Consider the following 19344-nt stretch of genomic DNA (forward strand, 5'->3'; position numbering starts at 1 on the left):
GGCGAGGAGGAATCATGAACGGCGTGACTGCGCGGCGAGACTTGCTGGCCGGCGGCCTGCTCGCCCTGATCGGGGCCGGCGTCGTCGTCGATGCCCGGGGGCACGCGATCGGCACCCTGGGGCACATGCAGGCAGGATATTTCCCCTTGGTGCTGGGGATCCTCCTGATCGTCCTCGGGGTGCTCACGAGTCTGTCCGGCCTCCTCGCCGAGGAGACGGACCACGAGGCCGCCCATCCGCTCGATCTGCGCGGATGCGCGGCGATCATTCTCAGCGTCGTCGCCTTCGTTCTGTTGAGCGAATACGCGGGCTTGCTGCCGGCCACGTTCCTGTCCGCGCTCGTCGCCGCGGCCGGCGACCGCAAGATGTCTGTCACCGGCGCGCTGGTCCTCGCGGCGACGCTGTCGCTGATGGCCGCGCTGCTCTTCTCCTACGCGCTGAACATGCCGCTCCCGCTCGTGAGGCTGTGAAATGCTGGCGACCGCTCTCAACGACCTGTGGCACGGCTTCGGCGTCGCCTTCGAGCCGCAGAACCTGATGTGGTGCTTCGTCGGTGTCCTGTTCGGCAACATCGTCGGCGTCCTGCCCGGCATGGGCGTGCTCGCGGCGATCTCGGTTCTGCTGCCGCTGACCTTCGCGATGAAGCCGGTCGCGGCGATCCTGATGCTCGCCGGCATCTACTACGGCGCCCAGTACGGCGGCGCGATCTGCTCGATCCTGCTGAACCTGCCCTGCCATCCGCCGCACGCGGTGACGTGTCTCGACGGCTACCCGATGACCCAGCAGGGCAAGGGCGCGACGGCGCTCGGCATCACGATGCTGTCGTCGTTCGTCGGCGCCTCGTTCGGCATCGTCGAGATGATCTTCTTCGCCCCCGTGCTGGTCGGCTTCGCGCTGCATTTCGGCCCGGAGGACATCTGTGCCCTGATGCTGCTCGGGCTGCTCGCCGGCTCGACCCTGTCCAAGGGTTCCCCCCTCAAGGGCGTCGCGATGACGGTCCTCGGCCTGATCCTCGGGATCGTCGGGTCGGATCCGAATTCCGGCGAGCAGCGCCTCACCCTCGGCATCCCGCAGCTCGCCGACGGGATCGAGATCGTGGCGCTGGCCCTCGGGCTGTTCGGGATCGCCGAGTTCCTGAAGAGCGTGAACAACGTGCCGACCCTGAACGTGCGGGGCACGCAGGTGCGCCTGCGGGACATGCGCCCGAGCCGGGCCGAGCTCAAGCGGGCGGCCCCCGCGATGATCCGCGGCACGCTGATCGGCAGCCTCTGCGCGCTGATTCCCGGCACCGGGCCCACGATCGCGTCGTTCGTCGCCTATGCCAGCGAGAAGAATCTCTCGCGCAACAAGGCGGATTTCGGCCGGGGCGAGATCCGGGGCGTGGCCGCACCCGAGGCGGCCACGCACGCCTCCGTGCAGGGCGACTTCATCCCGACCTTCAGCCTCGGCATCCCGGGCGACTCGGTGATGGCGCTGCTGCTCGGCGCGCTCATCGTCCAGGGCATCCAGCCGGGTCCGCAGCTGATCACCGAGCACCCGGACATCTTCTGGGGGCTGATCGCCAGCTTCTGGATCGGCAACATCCTCCTGATCGTGATGAACGTGCCGCTGATCGGCATCTGGGTGAAGATGCTCGCGATTCCCTATCGCTACCTCTATCCGAGCGCGCTGTTCTTCATCTGCATGGGCGTCTACGGCGTCAGCAACGATCTCTTCCTGGTCTGCGAGACGCTCGCGATCGGCATCGGCGGCTACGGGCTGCTCCGGCTCGGCTTCCATCCGGCCCCGATCCTCCTGGGCTTCGTGCTCGGGCCGCGCTTCGAGGAGAATTTCCGGCGGGCGATGCTGCTGTCGCGGGGCGATCTGAACGTCTTCATCGAGAGCCCGATCAGCGCCACCTTCCTCGGTCTCGCCGTCCTCCTGGTGACCGCGCAGGTGGTCCTGTACCTGCGCCGACGCCTGCGCCGACACTTGCCCCCTGGCCATGCCCCCGGCGTGCTGCGCAGCCCCGTCCTCCCGGCGTGCGAGGCCGTTCCGCCGACCCAGATCTGATGCGGCTCAGCGCAGCCCGAGACGGAGACCCGACAGCATGTCCCAGGCAGCCCCGATGGGGAACGGAAACGACGGGCGGAGCGCGCCTCCGCCCGCCCTGGCGGTGGAGGATCTGCCGCCGGACATCCGGACGCGGATCTCGGCCGCCGAGGAGAAGCTCGGGTTCGTCCCGAACGTCTTCCTGATGCTGGCGCATCGCCCCGCGGAGTTCCGCGCCTTCATGGCCTACCACGACACCCTGATGGACAAGGACGGCGGGCTGACCAAGGCCGAGCGCGAGATGATCGTCGTGGCGACGTCGGCGGCCAATCAGTGTCAGTACTGCGTGGTGGCGCACGGGGCGATCCTGCGGATCCGCGCCCGGGACGCGTTCATCGCCGATCAGGTCGCCACGAACTACCGCAAGGCCGACATCTCCGCCCGTCAGCGGGCGATGCTCGACTTCGCCCTGACGGTCTCGCAGCAGGCCCACACCGTGGGCGAACCGGACAAGGCCGCCCTGCGCGCCCACGGATTCGACGCGGACGACATCTGGGACATCGCCGCCATCGCGGCCTTCTTCGGCCTGTCGAACCGGCTCGCCAACGTGGCCGACCTTCGCCCGAACACGGCCTTCTACGGGATGGGGCGCGACTTCGGCCGGGCTCGGGAGGCACCATGAGTGACGGGCGGACGCTGACGGAGCTGAAGGAGGCCGCCCGCGACCTGGCGGAACGGGAGTTCCGTCCCCGCGCCGCGGAGGTCGATCGGACGGAGGCCTATCCGTGGGCCAGCGTCGAGAAGCTCGTCGCGGCAGGCTTCATGGGCATGACGATTCCGGCCGCGTACGGCGGCGGCGGGCATTCCTACCGCGCCGCCGTCACGGTCATCGAGGAGATGGCCCGGTGCTGCGGCACGATGGGCCGGATCACGGTCGAGGCCAACATGGGCGCGATCGGCGCCATCATGGCGTACGGCTCGGAGACGCAGAAGCGCCGGGCCGCCGCCCTGGTCCTTGCGGGGGACAAGCCCGCCATCTGCATCACCGAGCCGGAGGCCGGGAGCGCGGCCTCGGAGATGACCACCCGCGCCGTCAAGCGCGGCGATACCTACGTCATCAACGGGGCGAAGCACTGGATCACCGGCGGCGGCGTCTCGAAGCTGCATCTGGTCTTCGCCAAGCTCATGGAGGACGGGGTCGAGCGCGGCATCGCGGGCTTCCTGGCGGTGCGCGGCGAGACGCCGGGTCTGGTGGTCGGCCCCCGCGAGCCCGCCATGGGCCTGCGCGGCATCCCGGAGACGCAGATCCGGTTCGACGACATGGAGATCGCCGCGGACATGATCGTGGTGCCGCCGGGCGGCGTCCGGCGGGGCTTCGCCGGTCTGATGCGGGCCTACAACGCCCAGCGGGTGGGGGCCGCCACGGTGGCCCTCGGCATCGCCCAGGGCGCCTACGAGGCGGCCCTCGCCCATGCCCGCGCGCGCCGGCAGTTCGGCCGGCCGATCGCGGAGTTCCAGGGGCTGCAATGGATGCTCGCCGACATGTCGATCGGGCTGCGCGCGTCGCGGGCGCTGATCCACGCGGCGGCGTCCGACACGGTCGACGGGTTTCCCGAACTCTGCGCCGCCGCCCAGGCGAAGATCCTGGCCTCGGAGACGGCCCAGACCGTCACCGCCAATGCCCTGCAGATCCACGGCGCCCAGGGCTACTCGCGCAACCTCCCGCTCGAGCGCCATGTCCGGGATGCCCGCATGTTCACGATCGCGGGCGGGACGGCGCAGATCCTGCGCACGCAGGTGGCGGCCTCCATCCTGGGCATCAAGACGCCCCAGACCCGCGACGGCTATCTCGGGACCGCGCCGGAGAGCGCCGCCGCGGCGGAGTGAGCGCCGCGGGCTCGCGGTCCGCCGCGACGGCGCCCGGCAGCGACAGGACCAGGGCCGCGGCGATCAGGAGCGCGGCCGCCGCGGCCAGCGACGGGACGGTGAAGCTTCCGGTCAGATCGGCCAGGACGCCCGCCGCCACCGGGCCGATGACCTGACCGGTGCCGAACGCCGCCATCATCACCGCGACGATGCGCTGACGATTCCCCGCCCGCAGCCGCCGCGCGCCGTCGATGCCGAGCCAGGTGAGGGCGACGAACGTCCCGCCGAGGGCGAGGGCCGCGTAGAGGAGGCCCGGCACCTGGGCCGTCAGGACGCTGACCAGCACCCCCGAGGCCTCGACCAGGCAGGCGAGCGCGAAACTGGTCCGGAAGCCCAGGCGCCGCTCGACCCGGCCCCAGAGCGCCACGGAGGGCGCGGCGGCGAGACCGACGCAGAGCCAGACATAGGCCTCGGCCGCCGCCAAGTGCGGCGCGGTCCGCACGATCGCCACCACGAAGGTGGCGGTGATCACGTAGCCGAAGCCGAACAGGCCGTAGGCGACCACGAGCCGGGTGATCGACGGGGCGGCCGCGGCGTCCGCCGGGGCCGGGGACGCGGCCGGAGGGGCCCCCGGGATCAGCCAGAGGATCGGTCCCGCGAGCCCCAGGGCCAGCACCCCGCTGATCACCCAGAGGGCACGCCAGTCGCAGCCGGCTTCCCGGGCGACGGACACGACCGCCGCCGACAGCGCGATCCCGCTCCCGACGCCCGCGTAGTGGAGCGCGGCGCCGTCGGAGCGCCCGGTCCGCGTCAGCCGGTCCATGACCAGGGTCGTGGCGAGGACGAAGCCGAGGGCGCTCGCCGCGCCGCCGACGAAGCGCAGGGTGACGAATGCGGCGAGCGTCGCGCATCCGCCCATGGCCATGAGCGTGGCGACGCAGGTCGCCAGGGCGCCGCCGAGCCAGAGCCTGCGCCCCCGGAGCAGCAGCGGGTGCGCCGCGGCGAGGGCGCCGGCGAGGTAGCCCGCGAAGTTGGCGGACCCGATCAGGCCCGTCTGGGCCCGGGTGAGGCCGAGCCCGTCCGCCATGGCGGGCAGGATCGGCGTATAGACGAAGCGGCCGATCCCGATCGCGACGGCCAGCGTCAGGAAGCCGGCGGCGAGGGCCGGCGACGGCAGCCGGCCCCCGGCTTCCCCCGCGACCGGGAGGGGCGCGGCGGATCCGTTCACCAAGACCGACCGCCGCGGTTCATGCCCGCAGACCGGCCTGCTTCATCATCGGGATGACCGCCGCGCCGAAATAGGCGAGGTCCGGCAGGTAGTCGAAGAAGTTGACCTGCACGCCGTCGCAGCCGGCCGCCTGCAGCTTCACGAAGCCCTCGACGATCTGCTCGGGCGTGCCGACGAGGTGGACGTTCCCGCCGATCACCCACTGGGCGCGGCTGTGCCCGCGCCAGGACTTGGTGTCCCCGCCCGCGAAGGTCTGGACGAAGTTGTCGGCCGCGACCGGGTCCTCGTGCTCCAGGATGCGCCGGTAGGCCTCCTGCGCCTCCTTCTCGGTCGGGCGGCAGATCACGTGGGGGTTGATGATCGTCTTGACCTGCCGGCCGTAGGAGGCGGCGAGGTCCTTGATCCGGGCGTTGACCGGCGGCAGGGTCTCGTAGGCCTTGGCGGGCTCGGCGCCGCCGGGGCTCGTGATGAAGATCAGGTCCGAGTGCTTGGCCGCATAGGCGAGCCCGGCGCCCGACGAGGCCGCGTTGACCAGGAAGGGCCGGCGGGTCCCCGGGCGCGGCGCCAGGAAGGCGTTCTCGGTCTTCCACCAGCGCCCCGCGAAGGTCAGGTTCTCGTCCTCGGCCCAGAGGCGTTCGAGGAGCGTCGTGAACTCGTCGGCCATGTCGTAGCGCAGGTCGTGCTCGATCATGTCGAGGCCGAACATCCGGTACTCGCTCGGCTTGTAGCCCGTGACGACGTTCACGCCCCAGCGGCCGCCGCTGATGTGGTCGAGGGCGGCCCCGAACTTGGCGAGATGCAGGGGGTGCCACGCGTAGAGGATGTGCACCGTGTTGATGAGGACGATCCGCTTCGTCATCGCCGCCAGCGCGGTGTTGACGATGATCGGATCGAGCTCGTGCTCGCGGAAGCGCATCTCGCCGCCGTAGCCGCCCTTGCTCATCCATTGGGCCAGCCCGAAGGCGAGGTCGAAGCCGAGATCCTCGGCCTGCCGGGTGCATTGGGCGAGGTAGTCGAAGGTCCAGGAGGTCGCGCGCGGGGCCCGCGACGGGCTCCAGGCGCCCTCCTGCATCGGCAGGAACAGCCCGAGGATGAGCTTGTTCGGCGCGAGGCGCTCCAGCGGCGAGGCCGGTGCGTCGTGGGCGTGCGGCGCGAGGGGGTTCTGCGTGAGCATGCGCGTCACCTTCATCGAACGGGCGGTGGTCGGGTGAGGGTCAGGAGAGCGTGGGCTTCGCGCTCGGCGCGACGAGGGACTGGCCCGTGTCCGGATCGGGCGCGCGGGGCGCGACCGAGATGTAGTCCTCCTTCGAGCGGTCCTTGAGCAGCGCCGCCGAGATCAGGCTGATCGCCGCGATGATCGCGAGGTAGCAGCTGATCGCCGTGGAGGTGCCGTAGGTGTGCATCAGCCACGTCGCGATGATCGGCGCCGGCCCGCCCGAGGTCAGGGAGGCGAGCTGATAGCCGATCGAGGCGCCGCTGTAGCGCACGTTCGGCGGGAAGCTCTCGGCGATGAAGGCGGCCTGCGGCCCGTACTGCATGTCGTGGACGACGAGGGAGGCGATGACCGTCAGGGCGATCACGGCCGGGATCGCGCTGTTGATCAGCCAGTAATACGGGAAGGCGAAGACCAGCATCGTGAAGGCGCCGATCAGGTACATCCGCTTCCGGCCGATGCGGTCCGACAGGTAGCCGAACAGCGGCGTCGTGATCAGCGAGGTCGCGGCGGCGGCCAGCACGCAGTTGAACAGGAACGACCGCTCAAGCTTCAGCACGCCGGTGCCGTAGGAGAGCAGGTAGGTGGTGAAGAGGACGAACGGCGCCTGCTGTCCGGTGCGGATCAGGCAGGTGAGCAGGATATCCTTCCAGTACAGCCGCAGGGCGTCGAGAACCGGCGCCTTGGCGACCTGCCTCTTGGCCTTCAAGTCCTCGAAGACCGGCGTCTCCAGCACCCCCAGGCGGATGTAGAGGCCGACGGCGATCAGGACGCCGCTCAGAAGGAAGGGGATGCGCCAGCCGACCGTCTCGAACCACTCGGTCGAGCCGGCATGGGTGACGATCGTGAGCACGAGGACGGCCAGAAGCATGCCGAGCGGCGAGCCGAATTGCGGCCAGCTCCCGGCGAGGCCGCGCCGCTTGTTGAACTGCCCCCATTCGGTCGCGACCGCGATGGCCCCGCCCCACTCGCCGCCGACGCCGACGCCCTGCAGGATCCGCAGGGTGGTCAGGGCGACCGCGCCCCAGATGCCGATCGAGTCGTAGGTCGGGATCAGGCCGATCAGGACGGTGCTCACCCCCATCAGCAGCAGCGTGACCACGAGCGTGGCCTTGCGGCCGATCCGGTCGCCGAAATGACCGAAGATCGCCGCCCCGAAGGGACGCGCCACGAACCCGAGGAAGAAGGTCGAGAAGGAGAGGAGCGTCGCCGCGAACGGGTCGTGCGCGGGAAAGTAGAGCTTTCCGAAGACGAGCGCGGCGACGAGGCCGTAGAGGTAGAAATCGTACCACTCGATCATCGTGCCGACCGTGGCGGCGATCACGGCGCGGCGCGCGTGCTTCGCCTGCCCGGGATCCAGGCCGGGCCGGCTGTCTGCTGCAGAAGCCATCGTTTCCACCCTCGTGTTGGCGTTCCGAGCGGTTGCGCTCTTTTTCGTTGGCTCAGGCGACTCCCCTGCCGATTCCCGCTGGCGTTGCGGGCCGGCTGCCTGGGGAGAGGGTCGGTCTGCCGTCAGGCGTAGTGCAGGGCCATGTCCTCCAGCCGGCAGAAGCGGCCCGCATGGTAGAGGAGCGGAGACTTGCTCGCGACCGCGCAGGTCACGATCCGCCCGATGAAGATCGTGTGCGTGCCGAAATCCGTCTCCTGCACGACGGCGCATTCGAGCGTGGCGTCGGCGTCGCGGAGCAGGGGACAGCCGGTCTGGCCGATCCGGTAGTCGATGTCGGCGAACGGATCCGGCTTCTTGGCGGCGAAGTGCCCGGCCAGTTCCTCCTGATCGCTCGACAGCACGTTGACCGCGAAGGTGCCGGATCGGCTGATCACCGGATGCGAGCGGTTCGACCTGTTGACGATGACGAGGAGGCTCGGCGGATCGGCCGAGACGCTGCAGACGGCGGTGGCGGTCATGCCGTTCATCACGGCTCCGTCGACGGATGTGATGACGTTCACGGAGGCCGCGAACCGCCGCATCACCGATTTGAACTGATCGCCCGATATGCTCCGGGGTGGGATCATCACAACACATCCTTCCTGCGGTCGAGACGCGCACAGCATTCGGCCGATCCCGTGCTCCGCGCAGCGTACCGTGGGGGCGGTGCGGCGATGTTCGAAGACCGGCGGTCATCTCTACGAAAGACACGATAACGGAGGCTGGACTCCAGAGAAGCGAATTCTTTCGCAGGTCGGCGTTCGAAAACATCGAACCATCGCGTTAACGTTGACGCCCGATCGATATTCTGCAGGACTGAGCCCGCGTCGCGGAGCCTATTCCGGCGCGTCCGGCATGCCTCCGTGTCGGCAAGCCCCGCCTCCGAATCCCGTGGGATCACACCGTCGAGGGCTGCCCGGTCGTGAACATCAAACAGCTCGAGACCTTTCTCGAGATCGCGCGATGCGGCAGCTTCACGGCCGCCGCCGACCGGCTGAACGCGACGCCGTCGACGATCTCGGCCCGCATCCAGGAACTGGAGCAGGATCTCGGGGTCTCGCTGTTCGATCGCTCCCAGCGCCGGGTCCGGCTGACCGCCAAGGGCCGGGAACTGCAGGTCTATGCCGAGCGCGCCATCACGGCCTGCAGCGAGATCCGGATGCGGGTCGGCAGCGGCGACGCCCTGTCCGGCCTCGTCCGCCTCGGCGTGGCCGAACTGGTCGCGACGACCTGGCTTCCAGGTTTCGTGGACCTGATCCACCGATCCTACCCGCGCCTGACCCTGGAACTGGAAGTCGCCCTGACGGCCGACCTCCAGACCCTCATGGCGAACGGCGCGATCGATCTGGCGTTGATGCCGGGCACGCGCTTCGACACGCATCTCGCCACGCGCTCCCTCGGGCGGGTGCGGTTCGCCTGGATGGCCGGCCCCGCCCTCGGCCTGCCGGACCGGACGATCGAGCCCGCGGACTTCCGGGCGATCCGCATCCTGTCGCTCGGCAAGAACAGCTTCCATCATCGCACCGTGGAGCATTGGCTCAACGAGCGGGGCGACGCGCCGCGCGTCGTCGATCTCTGCAACAGCATGGGCGCCGTCGCGTCGCTGACCCAGGCCGGCGTGGGCGTCAGCCTCCTGCCCGTCCACTGCTACCGGGCCGAGATCGCGTCCGGCGCGCTTCGGGTGCTGGACACGTGCCCGGAGGGGCCGCTGGTGGAGTTCCACGCGGTCTACGCGGCGGACGCCGCGACATCCATCCCGAGCCTGCTCACGGACCTCGCCGCCGCGTCGAGCACCTTCGCGGACGTTTCCGGATAGCGTCCGCGGATCGGGTCGGATCGGCCGCCGCGGCGTCGGGACCGGCGGGCGGACGCCCCGTCCGATCGCGGCTGAGCCCGGGCCATGGATCCGGGTCGATGCCCCGAGGCTCGGAACCGTCCCGAGTCCATGCGGTTCTTCCATCGGACCATGACTGGCGCCCCGGGGCAGATCGTGCGTGACCGCAGGCCAGTCTCACGCCGCTTCCTGCTCCAATCCGGAGGCGTGGCGGCCACCGGCATCCTCCTCGGGATCCGAGGCGCCGCAGGCGCGGAGGCGAACGCCCCGACGGGTCGTCGGCCGACCACCCTCGATCCCGATTACTTCAAGGGCATGTACGCCACCGAGTCGGACCCTTGGAAGTTCGCCACGAGCCCGTACGAGCGCGACAAGTACGCGGCCACGCTCGCCGCCCTGCCGCGCACCCACTACGCGTCCGCCCTGGATGTCGGATGCTCCATCGGCGTGTTCACCCATCAGCTCTGCCCGCGCTGCGATGCGCTGATCGGGCTCGACGTGGTTCCCTCGGTGCTGGATGCGGCGCGGGCGCGCTGTGCCGATTGCCCGAACGCGCGCTTCATGCTCGCTGCCGTTCCGGGAACATGGCCGGCGGGGCAGTTCGACCTCATCGTGATCTCGGAGGTCGCCTACTACCTCGACCGCCCCGACCTCGCCCGCCTGGTGGCACGGGTCGAGGGGGCGGTCCTGCCGGAGGCGGACATCGTGCTGGTCCATTGGCTCGGCGTCACCCACTACCCGCTGTCCGGTGACGACGCGGCCGAGGGCTTCATTGCGGGCGCCCGCGATTTCGCCCGGGTCCTGACACAGGCGCGAACCGCCGAGTACCGTCTCGACGTGCTGCGGGTGACCAAGCCCGGCGCGTCGTCCGGTCGGTGATCACCGCCGCGCGTAGACGCGGGCGATACCGTACAGCGCGAGGCCGAGGAGCATCACCGCGAGGCCGCCCAGCGATTGCATCGGCCGCGCGGTGACGAGGTGGACCAGCATGAACGCGGTCACGCCGAGGAAGAGGATCGGCGTGACGGGATAGCCCCAGGCGCGATACGGCCGTGGCAGGTCCGGCCGCGTGATCCGCAGCTTGATCAGGCCGAGCACCGCCAGGAACGAGCACAGGATGAGGCTGAACTGGATGAACTCCAGGACCGCCTCGTAGCTCTGCGTCAGCAGCAGGAGGCTGGCCACACCGCACTGGAGGAGGATCGCGCGCGCCGGCACGCCGCCGCGCGTGCGACGCGCGAAGACGCGCAACAGCCGCACATCCTCGCCCATCGTGACCGTGACGCTGGGGCCGATCCACATCATCGCGCCGATCGTCGGGATCAGGCCGACACAGATCACCGCGCCGGCGAGGCGGCCGCCCTCCGCGCCGAAGACATGGCGGCCGCTGATCATCGCGACGTCGATCTGCCCGGCGAGTGCGGGCAGCGGGGTGGTGTGGAGGAACACCGCATTCAGCGCGACGTAGAGCACGATCACGAGGCTCGTCCCGAGAAACAGCGCCCTGGGCAGGGTCGAATGCGGGTCGGCCAGATCGCCGGCGATGTACGTCGCGGCGTTCCAGCCCGAATAGGCATACATCACGAAGACGAGGCTGACGGCGAAGCCGGCGGTGAACACCTGCGCCGGATCGAACGCGCGCGGCGAGAAGCTGATCGCCGGCCCGCCCTTCGAAGCGAGGCCGGCGCCGATGAAGGCCACGATCAGCACCAGCTTCAGCAGCGTCGAACCGATCTGGAACGCCGCCCCGAAGCGCCCGCCCGTCAGGCGGATGGCGGTGACGACCCAGATGACCGCAAGCCCGAGGGGAACCGCCGGTGCAGCCGGGTGGAAGGCTTTCGCGTATTGGCCGAACGCCATCGCGGCCAGCGCCACGGGCGCGGCGAAGCCGACGGTGGCCGAGAGCCAGCCCGCCATGAAGCCGAGGGCCGGTCCGTAAGCGCGGGTGAGGAAGTTGTATTCGCCGCTCGAGCGGGGAAACATCGTGGCCAGTTCGGCGTAGCTGAACGCCCCGCAGAGCGCGACGAGCCCGCCGACGCCCCACAGCAACAGCAGCCCGAAGCCGGACTGGATGTCCGTCACCTGGAACCCGAGGCTGGTGAACACCCCGACGCCGATCATGTCGGCGACCACGAGGGCCGTTGCCGCCGGCGTCGTGACGCTCGGCGCCGGCCGTTCGGTCGATGGGCCGGGCGCGACGTCAGTCATGGCTCATGCCCGAGATGGTTGATGCCCGCCCGGCTCCATGCCGAGGCGGATCCGCCGATGCCGCACCGCGCGCCCAGGCCGATCCGCCATCGCGATTCCCGCTCCCGACGCACGGCCCGGGCGGACCGCGCGGGACGGGGATCCGCCTATTCGGCCTTGCGATGCCCGCGCCCGTGTTGATCCTTGGCAGCACCGATCGCCGCGGCGGCGTCCTTCTCGGCTTTCCCCGCCGTTGCCGTGCTCGTCGCCGCGTCGTCGGTGGCGCCGGCCGGCGCGCTGGAGGCGGCCGATTTCGGGTGTCCCTTGCCCTCCGTCGGCGTCTCGACCTTACCGCCCTCCAAGACGGCCGGGTGGCCGGCATCGGCCTTGGCGCTTCCCGCCGCCTGGACCTCGGCCGCCTTCTTCTCCTGCGCACTCATCGTCGAATGCTGCTGACCGTCGCCGGACCGGCCCTTTGCGGGGTTCGACATCGTGACCTCCTCCTGTCGTGGTCACGCGGCAACCGGTGACCGCGGTCGCGGTTCGACCGAAGCCGTCCCGTGCGACGAATGGCCGAACGTGGTCCGCCCCCCGGGCAGGATGAGACGGTGCGCCGGGCCTGCCCCGCGCCGACGCGACGGCCGCCACGCGGCGGTGGCGACGACGGGCTGCGCGTTTTTGCCCCAAGTCTCCGGCGATCTGCGAAGCCGCGTCAGGACCTAGTTCAGTCCGCGAGCCCTCTCGCCGGCTGCCTCCGGTTCTCCGCCGGCCGAGCTTCCGCCAGGCGCAGATTCTCCCTCGTCCGAGGCTACAGCCATGCGCCTTCTTCCTGTCGGTCTGATCGCCCTCGCCATGACGGCAACGCCCGCTTTCGCGTTGAACGCCGGGGATTCCATGCAGGATTGGGCCGGGGCCTCGTCTGCGGACAAGGAGACCCTCCTGCGCAAGCTGGACGCGGCGAGCGGCGGGGATGCGTCCCGGGAGCGCGTGCGCTCTTGCCTCGACGACACGTCACGCGCGACCGGCCACGCGAATCTGCCGATCTCCGAGGTGGCGAAGGCTTGCTCCGAACAGGATGCCCGAGAGAATATCTGATCCCCTCGCGTCGTTCGTGCCGCCCGGCCAGCGGCAGCCGCGTCGCCCGCGGGTCTGATCCTCACGGGTCGACGCGGGCCGCTCCGGGCGGCCGCACCGGCTACCACGGCACCGTCGCGCCCGTGTAGTCGAGGAACCTGCAGCCGCGCAGGCCGCGCTGGTCCTCGACGACGGCGACGGTTCCGCGGACGCTGGTATCCACATCGAGCGTCGCGCGACGGCCACCGAGATCCGTTCGCACCCATCCCGGGTGCATGAGGAGGACGCCCCATCGCGCCCCGGAATGCTGGCCCGCGAAGGACCGCGCCAAGGTGTTCAGGGCCGCCTTGCTCGCCCTGTAGCTCCCCCAACCGCCGCCGCGATTGAGGGAAACCGAACCCAGCTTCGAGGTCATCAGGACGATGAGGCCATCCTCGGCGATGCACCGGTGGAACGCCTCGGCCAGACGAATCGGGCTCAGGGCGTTCGTCTGGTAGATCGCGGTTGCGACGTCGCGGGGCATCTGCCCCGCGGGAATGCCCGCCTGCGTCGCGACACCGGCCACGACGAAGACGACGTCGAACGCCGGCCTGTCGGTGCAGGACCTCTTGAGCCCGGCGACGGCGGCGTCATCGTCGATATCGATCCCGGTTACGATGCGCAGGGGGCCGGCATTCACCAGGTCCGTGAGGGCAGCGGACGGCGTGCGGACGGTGGCGGTCACATCCCATCCGCGTTCGAGGAAGCGTCGGACGAGGCCCAGGCCAAGGCCCCGCGAAGCCCCGACGATCAGGGCGCGACGCCCGCTCATGCCGCCTGCGCCTCCGGTCCGAAACCGAGCGCGGCCACGAAGCGATTCCAAGTGTCCGCACGGACCTGGCCGCCGGTGGCCCGGCGATGCCCCTGGGCGAACTGATCGTCCGGCCCGAGTTCCGGCGCACGCTCTCGGAGGAACGTGATCAGGTCCGGGACTGACGCGCTGCGGGCTGCGAAGTGCACGTAGCCGGGGCGGAAACCCAGATTGGCGCCGATCACCACCTGCCGCCGCAGCCGGCCGGTCCAGGATTGCGCCAGGAGCGGATGAATCTGGCAGGGCGATCGGCAGAGCACCAGGGCCACCGGCCCGGCGAAGCGTGGGGGGACGCCCCGCGCTGCATCCAGGGCGGCTCGGACCTCGGTGCGGGCTGCGCGCAGCGTCGTGGCATCCGGATCGGTGCCCGCGATGACCGCCGCAGGGCCCGGCGCGCGCAAGAGCAGCCGCAGGGCTGGCCCCGCATCTCCGGACGCCGAGCGTCGGGGTGCGTTGAGAAGGCTCACGGCCTCGCGGAGCGCCTTGGCGGTGTGGGTCTTCCGCAGGGGTGCCATGACGTCGGGGAAGTCGCTGCTGGCGCCACGCGCGCCGAGATCGCCGACGAGGCCGATTCCGGCGAGCCAGGCGAGATCACGCGCCTCACCCAGCGCCGCCGCACAGGCATGGGCGAGGAGGCTGGAGGTCGGAATCGGCAGGTCCTCGTGACCACTGATGACCGTCGTTCCGGCGGAATCGGGCAGGGAGCGGGGAACATGGTGATCGACCAGCACCGTCGGCACGCCGGGCACGATGTCCCCCGCCTGAATCCCGAGGTCGGTTACCACGATCCCCCCCGGACGACGGGACGCGAGCGATTCCCGGGTCGCGGGCGACCACGCCGACGCGCCCCGGCCGATCACCTGCACGTCGACAGGGCCATATCCGGCACGCGCGAGGGCGCGGCCGAAGATCGCCCCGGCCGACACGCCGTCGGCATCGTCGTGGCAGAGGACCACCGGCGGATTTGAGCCGAAGCCCGTGAGTGCACGGGCGAAGGCGGCCCCATGGGCGGCTAAGTCCGTCATTGTCCGTCGATCCCGGTGCAAGTGCCGTCTCCCCGGCCTCCCGCGCCATCGCGGACCGGCCGGAGCTTGTCTCGAACAACCGCGGGCCGCCGGGCTTGGCGTGGCCGGCGACGATCGGCCACCCGGCGATGGGGAGCATTCCGGTGCCGAAGGCGGGCGTTCAGTCGGCCGCGACCGAGACCTGGTCCGCGATACCGTCGGTCTTGCCGCTCAGGCCCGGCACCTCATCGAGCTGTCGCAGGCTGGTGAACCGACCGCGTTCCTCGCGGTAGCGCACGATCTCGAATCCGTGGCCCTTCAGAGCCGGCACGCTGTCCAGTTCGTCCGCCGTCGCCGTGTTCAGATCGATCACCGTATGCCCCCTCCGCTGCGGACCAACGCGTCTCGGCTCCCCCGGCCGCTCCGGGAGATCGTCCCGCCTCGGGCGGAGGCCGCGCGTCGGGCTGCCTCCCCGAGGTAGGTGGATTGCGCCGGCGTGCGAAGGCGGCTCATGCATCCTGCGCTCGGCCGGTCGCCGCGTGCAGAAGTCTCGGCACCTCGCCCGACAATTCCCGGGCGAGGAAGCCGACCGGGCCGACCGACGCCGCCAGGCGCTTTCCGGCCTCCCCGTGCAGGAAGACGCTCCACAGGGCAGCCGTCAGCGGCTCCGCGCCGCGGGCGAGCAGACCGGCGACGAGGCCCGCGAGCGCGTCCCCGGAGCCGGACGTGGCCAACCCGACGCCGCCGCCTTCGTAGAGCCAGCGGGCGCCATGCGGGTCCACGATCCAGGTCCGGGCTCCCTTCATCACCACGACCACCTGGAGCAGGTCGGCGGCGGCCAGCGCCGCGTCGAGGGGATCCGCCTCCACGGCGTCCCGGCTCCGATCCAGCAATTGCGCCATCTCGCCGGCATGGGGCGTGATCACCACCCGGCCCGCATGGCCGCGAACCGCATCAGCATGCGCGGCGAGGGCGCAAATGGCGGCGGCATCGAGGACGAAGCTGGCCGTTGGGAGCGCCTGCAGAAGTTCGACGGCCATCGCGGTCGTCGGCTTGCTGCCGATCAGGCCGGGCCCGACCAGGAGGGCATCGCAGCCCGCCGCCCCCGTGCGCAGGCATTCCAGGGCCCGCTCACCGTCGATGCCGCCGTCGGAGGTCTCGGGGAGGCCGATCACCATGGCCTCCGGCACGGCCAGGGCCATGCCGACGGCCGCGCTCTCGGCCGTGGCGATCTTCAGCTTGCCGGCCCCGGCACGCAGCGCCGCCACGCCGGCCAACAGAGCGGCACCCGGGACCGAGGCCGAGCCTCCGAGGATGAGCGCGCTGCCGCGGTCATCCTTGCTGCCCTCCCGGGGGATCGGGAGCGGGCGCCCCGTGAGACTCGCGGCCGTCAGCAGGGTGGGATTCATCGGGCTGCCACGTTCGCGTCGGGCTCGGAGGTGACGGCAGCGCCGGCGTCGGCGATCGGGGCGACGACGTTGTATCGCTCCAGTGCCAGCGCCCCGGTGCGCGCCGCACGGGGATCCAGGGCGTATTCCGTGACCGAGCAGTTGGCGACATCGCCCGCGGCGTCGATGGCGAGGATCTCCGCCTCGGTCATGTCCTCGATCAGGTAGCGCAGGCACAGCACCACGACCTGATGCGCGACGATCAGAACCCGCCGCTCAGCGTGATGCAGCGCGATCGTATCGAGGGCGCTGCGGAGGCGCAGGATCACGTCGCACCAGCTCTCGCCGGATGGGGGCCGATGATAGAATTTGCCGAGGCGCCGTCTCATCGCGGCCTGCTCAGGATGCAACGCCTCGACCCCAGTCCGCGTCAGCCGGTCGAGGATGCCGAGTTCCCGCTCGCGCAGGCGCTCGTCGATCGTGGGGGGCGGTGCGTCCGGCGCCACGCCGCCGGCGGCGTGGATGCGTCCGGCGGTCTGCCTGGCCCGGAGGTAGGGCGACGTCAGCACGATGTCGGGCCTGGTGCCGGCCGGCAATCCGGCAAACCAGCGTCCGACGGCGTCGGCCTGGCGCCCGCCCTGCGTGCTGAGGGGAACATCCACATCCCGCTCGGCGATGTCGATCCGCGCCGCGTTCGCGCTGTGGGCCGCATCGGCCGCGACGTTGCCGGCGCTCTGGCCGTGCCGCACGATCCATAGCCGGCTCGGCCAGCGCTGCCGCATGGAATGAGTGTCCCTCAGGCGTTAGAGCGCTCTCCGCCGAACTGGGCACCGGTTCGGCACTCACAACATAGGCTTAGAGCCGCGCACGAGTCGGGCACGGCTCTCGGCAACGCCCGCCATGCCTGTCGGTTCGCAACGGCCGCCGGCCTGAGGCGGACGGTCGCGCGGCCCCCGCCCTCTGTTCCTGCGGAGCCCACCTCCTCCGCAACCGGGATGGGGATTGCCCCGGCCTCAGGGCGTGCGGTCGCGGGCGGTCGTTCCGTCGCCGGCCGCCGCCAACGGATTACCGCCCATTCGATTCCCGTTCCGCCGACGGCTCGAGGCGGCCCCTCCGCGACGGCATCGGCGATGAACGGGGCCGGGATGGCCGCCCGAACCCCGCCGGAAAGCTTAACCCATTCTGAACCGACCGGTTCAGGCTGCATCGGGGACGCGCCGGCATGCTCCGGCCATCGTCAACGGCGCCCATCGGCGCGAGGAACTCGCACATGCCCATCATGCCCTTCATCGATGATGCCCTCTATGTCGGCGGCTTTGCCGGCCTCGTCGTCGTGGCGCGGCAGGCCCTCGGCCGGTACGATCTCAGGCTGCCCGGCCTCTCCACCCTCGAACGCCTGCGCCGGCCTTTCGGGCGTGGCGCTGCGCCCGGCGGACGGCCCAGGTTCACATCGGTCCGTACCAGCGGCAACACCGCCTTCGACGCGTGGCGCGATGGCGAGATCCGCCGGATCGAGGCGCAGCGCCACGCCCTCGAAACCCGCCTCCAGGATTTTGAGATCTTCGTCGACAGGCTGAAGCGCGCGAAGGATCGCACCACCTTCGAGCGCTTCATGGCGGAACATCCCATCGAGGCAGGGTCGGTCGTCGACATCGCCGGAACTGCCGATCACCCCGATCGCCGACCCGGGTAGCTGCGCCGACGGTTGCACCGGCGGTGCGGGCGGAGCCGGGCTGTTGCCGGACTGCGCTCAGGTCCCGCAGCCCCAGAGGCCCGGCATCGTCGGGACCGAGGCCGCCGCCATCCGTCAGCTCCATGCCGTGCGGTGACGCGGCGTTCACGCGCGCCGCATCACCGGCGGCGGCTTTTCCAGGGCCCGCCTGCGTGCCTCCCCGGGGCTGGAAGCCGCCACCCTTCGCCCCGCCGGCGCCGCATCGCGTCGCGGAACGGCGCTTGACGCTGGGATACCGCGCGTGCCCTCCTGTCCGGAATAAGAATTTCCGCGGAGGACGGTCTGCCATGGCGTTGATCCGGTGCTGCATGCTCTCAGCCGCGATCAGCCTGGCCGCCCTGACATGGCCGGCCATGGCTCAGCCGCTCCGCGTCAAGGTCGGCATCCTGAACGACATGTCCGGCGTCTACGCGGATACGGGCGGCAAAGGCTCCGTCGTCGCCGCCCAGATGGCGGTCGAGGATTTCACCAAGACGAACGCCGACCTGCAGGTCGAGATCGTCTCGGCCGACCACCAGAACAAGCCGGATGTCGGCGCCGCCATCGCCCGCCAGTGGTACGATCGCGACGGCGTGGACGCGATCCTCGACGTACCGACCTCCTCGGTGGCCCTGGCGGTGAGCCAGGTGACCCGCGAGAAGAACAAGATCTTCATCGATTCGGGGGCCGGAACCACGGAGCTGACCGGCAAGCAATGCTCGCCGAACACGATCCAGTGGACCTACGACACCTACGCCCTGGCACACGGCACGGCCGGCGCCATGCTCAGGCGCGGGGGCGACACGTGGTACTTCCTGACGGCCGACTACGCCTTCGGCCTGTCCCTGCAGAACGAGGCCACCGCGGTGGTCGACAAGGGCGGCGGCCGGGTCCTGGGCGCCGCCCGGGTCCCGTTCCCCGCGACCGACTTCTCCTCGTTCCTTCTGCAGGCGCAGGCTTCGGGCGCGAAGGTGGTGGGGCTGGCCAATGCGGGCGGCGACACGGTCAACGCCGTCAAGCAGGCGCACGAGTTCGGCCTGACCGATGGCGGCCAGAGGCTCGCCGCGCTGCTGATCTACGCCGTCGACGTCCACGCGATCGGCCTGAAGACCGCGCAGGGCCTGGTGCTGACGGAGTCGTTCTACTGGGACCTCAACCCGGGGACGCGGGCATTCTCCGAACGCTTCTACAAGCGCAACGGCGACAGCATGCCGACGATGAACCACGCGGGCGTGTACGCCGGGCTTCTGCACTACCTGAAGGCGGTGGCGGCGACGAAATCGACGGATCCGCAGGCGACGATGGCCTGGATGAAGGCCAACCCGACGGACGACCCGCTGTTCGGCCAGGGGGTCGTCCGGGCGGACGGACGCAAGATCCACCCGATGTACCTGTTCGAAGTGAAGGCGCCGTCCGAGTCGAAGGGTCCATGGGACCTCTACAAGCTCCTCGACACGATACCCGCCGAGCAGGCCTTCCGCCCTTTGGCCGAGGGCGGCTGCCCCCTCGCCGGCCAGCGGTAGGGATCA

Annotated in this window: 20 protein-coding genes; 9 read left to right on the top strand and 11 right to left on the bottom strand. The window is 70.5% G+C overall.

Translation table 11 applies throughout. The features are described 5' to 3' along the window. Positions 1-14: 14 nt before the first annotated feature. The 4 genes from MKK75_RS11835 to acdA are packed head-to-tail and all read left to right on the top strand — an operon-like array spanning position 15 to position 3918. Complete coding sequence (locus MKK75_RS11835; protein WP_244042768.1) at positions 15-470, top strand: tripartite tricarboxylate transporter TctB family protein; 456 nt, start codon at positions 15-17, stop codon at positions 468-470. Position 471: 1 nt separating this feature from the next. Further along, positions 472-2052: a tripartite tricarboxylate transporter permease gene (locus MKK75_RS11840; protein WP_244042769.1), complete on the top strand. Its 1581-nt coding sequence runs from the start codon at positions 472-474 to the stop codon at positions 2050-2052. 55 nt (positions 2053-2107) lie between these two features. Then, positions 2108-2713: a peroxidase-related enzyme gene (locus tag MKK75_RS11845; RefSeq protein ID WP_244042817.1), complete on the top strand. Its 606-nt coding sequence runs from the start codon at positions 2108-2110 to the stop codon at positions 2711-2713. Next, entirely contained in the window at positions 2710-3918 is a 1209-nt protein-coding gene (gene acdA / locus MKK75_RS11850; RefSeq protein WP_244042770.1) for a 3-sulfinopropanoyl-CoA desulfinase, read from the top strand. The genes MKK75_RS11845 and acdA overlap by 4 nt, the downstream gene beginning before the upstream one ends. On the opposite strand, the gene MKK75_RS11855 is transcribed toward acdA, so the two are convergent. The 4 genes from MKK75_RS11855 to MKK75_RS11870 form a co-directional block, all read right to left on the bottom strand. Beyond that, positions 3851-5125 carry a YbfB/YjiJ family MFS transporter gene (locus tag MKK75_RS11855; RefSeq protein ID WP_244042771.1) on the bottom strand — a complete coding sequence of 425 codons (1275 nt, stop codon included), beginning with the start codon at positions 5123-5125 and terminating at the stop codon, positions 3851-3853. The genes acdA and MKK75_RS11855 overlap by 68 nt on opposite strands. A gap of 19 nt (positions 5126-5144) precedes the next feature. Next, positions 5145-6299: an LLM class flavin-dependent oxidoreductase gene (locus MKK75_RS11860; protein WP_244042772.1), complete on the bottom strand. Its 1155-nt coding sequence runs from the start codon at positions 6297-6299 to the stop codon at positions 5145-5147. A 40-nt stretch (positions 6300-6339) separates the two neighbouring features. Then, positions 6340-7728, bottom strand: coding sequence for an MFS transporter (locus MKK75_RS11865; RefSeq protein ID WP_244042773.1), 1389 nt, complete (start codon positions 7726-7728; stop codon positions 6340-6342). A 122-nt stretch (positions 7729-7850) separates the two neighbouring features. Beyond that, complete coding sequence (locus MKK75_RS11870) at positions 7851-8354, bottom strand: flavin reductase family protein (RefSeq protein ID WP_244042774.1); 504 nt, start codon at positions 8352-8354, stop codon at positions 7851-7853. A 335-nt stretch (positions 8355-8689) separates the two neighbouring features. Between MKK75_RS11870 and MKK75_RS11875 the strand changes: the two genes are divergently transcribed. Both MKK75_RS11875 and MKK75_RS11880 read left to right on the top strand, forming a co-directional pair. Continuing rightward, complete coding sequence (locus tag MKK75_RS11875) at positions 8690-9583, top strand: LysR family transcriptional regulator (RefSeq protein ID WP_244042775.1); 894 nt, start codon at positions 8690-8692, stop codon at positions 9581-9583. Between the two features lie 333 nt (positions 9584-9916). Then, positions 9917-10480 (top strand): SAM-dependent methyltransferase, encoded by a 564-nt coding sequence (locus MKK75_RS11880; RefSeq protein ID WP_244042818.1) that lies wholly within the window; start codon positions 9917-9919, stop codon positions 10478-10480. Here the strand turns inward: MKK75_RS11880 and MKK75_RS11885 are convergent, their stop codons facing one another. After that, the gene (locus MKK75_RS11885) at positions 10481-11809 is read right to left on the bottom strand and encodes an APC family permease (protein ID WP_244042776.1); all 1329 of its coding nucleotides are present in this window, start codon (positions 11807-11809) and stop codon (positions 10481-10483) included. A gap of 146 nt (positions 11810-11955) precedes the next feature. Continuing rightward, positions 11956-12279 (bottom strand): hypothetical protein, encoded by a 324-nt coding sequence (locus MKK75_RS11890; RefSeq protein ID WP_244042777.1) that lies wholly within the window; start codon positions 12277-12279, stop codon positions 11956-11958. A 325-nt stretch (positions 12280-12604) separates the two neighbouring features. Between MKK75_RS11890 and MKK75_RS11895 the strand changes: the two genes are divergently transcribed. Further along, on the top strand, positions 12605-12883 hold the full coding sequence (locus MKK75_RS11895; protein WP_244042778.1) for a hypothetical protein: 279 nt from the start codon (positions 12605-12607) through the stop codon (positions 12881-12883). A gap of 100 nt (positions 12884-12983) precedes the next feature. Here MKK75_RS11895 and MKK75_RS11900 read toward each other — a convergent pair whose 3' ends face one another. From MKK75_RS11900 to MKK75_RS11920, 5 genes are all read right to left on the bottom strand, one after another. Beyond that, complete coding sequence (locus MKK75_RS11900; RefSeq protein WP_244042779.1) at positions 12984-13673, bottom strand: SDR family NAD(P)-dependent oxidoreductase; 690 nt, start codon at positions 13671-13673, stop codon at positions 12984-12986. Next, on the bottom strand, positions 13670-14737 hold the full coding sequence (locus tag MKK75_RS11905; RefSeq protein ID WP_244042780.1) for a phosphoesterase: 1068 nt from the start codon (positions 14735-14737) through the stop codon (positions 13670-13672). The genes MKK75_RS11900 and MKK75_RS11905 overlap by 4 nt, the downstream gene beginning before the upstream one ends. Positions 14738-14897: 160 nt before the next feature. Continuing rightward, a complete protein-coding gene (locus tag MKK75_RS11910) occupies positions 14898-15089 on the bottom strand; it encodes a helix-hairpin-helix domain-containing protein (RefSeq protein ID WP_244042781.1) in 192 nt (63 codons plus the stop codon). A 136-nt stretch (positions 15090-15225) separates the two neighbouring features. Next, positions 15226-16125, bottom strand: coding sequence for an NAD(P)H-hydrate dehydratase (locus MKK75_RS11915; RefSeq protein WP_244042782.1), 900 nt, complete (start codon positions 16123-16125; stop codon positions 15226-15228). After that, complete coding sequence (locus MKK75_RS11920; RefSeq protein WP_244042783.1) at positions 16122-16886, bottom strand: histidine phosphatase family protein; 765 nt, start codon at positions 16884-16886, stop codon at positions 16122-16124. Before MKK75_RS11920 ends, MKK75_RS11915 begins: the two co-directional genes overlap by 4 nt. Positions 16887-17374: 488 nt before the next feature. Here MKK75_RS11920 and MKK75_RS11925 point away from each other — a divergent pair, with 488 nt between their 5' ends. Beyond that, complete coding sequence (locus MKK75_RS11925; RefSeq protein ID WP_244042784.1) at positions 17375-17797, top strand: DUF2852 domain-containing protein; 423 nt, start codon at positions 17375-17377, stop codon at positions 17795-17797. 326 nt (positions 17798-18123) lie between these two features. After that, positions 18124-19338, top strand: a complete 1215-nt coding sequence (locus tag MKK75_RS11930; protein ID WP_244042785.1) for an ABC transporter substrate-binding protein — start codon at positions 18124-18126, stop codon at positions 19336-19338. The last annotated feature ends 6 nt before the right edge of the window (positions 19339-19344 follow it).

Origin of the sequence: Methylobacterium sp. J-030, assembly GCF_022829545.1 — a bacterium.
GTDB lineage: Bacteria > Pseudomonadota > Alphaproteobacteria > Rhizobiales > Beijerinckiaceae > Methylobacterium.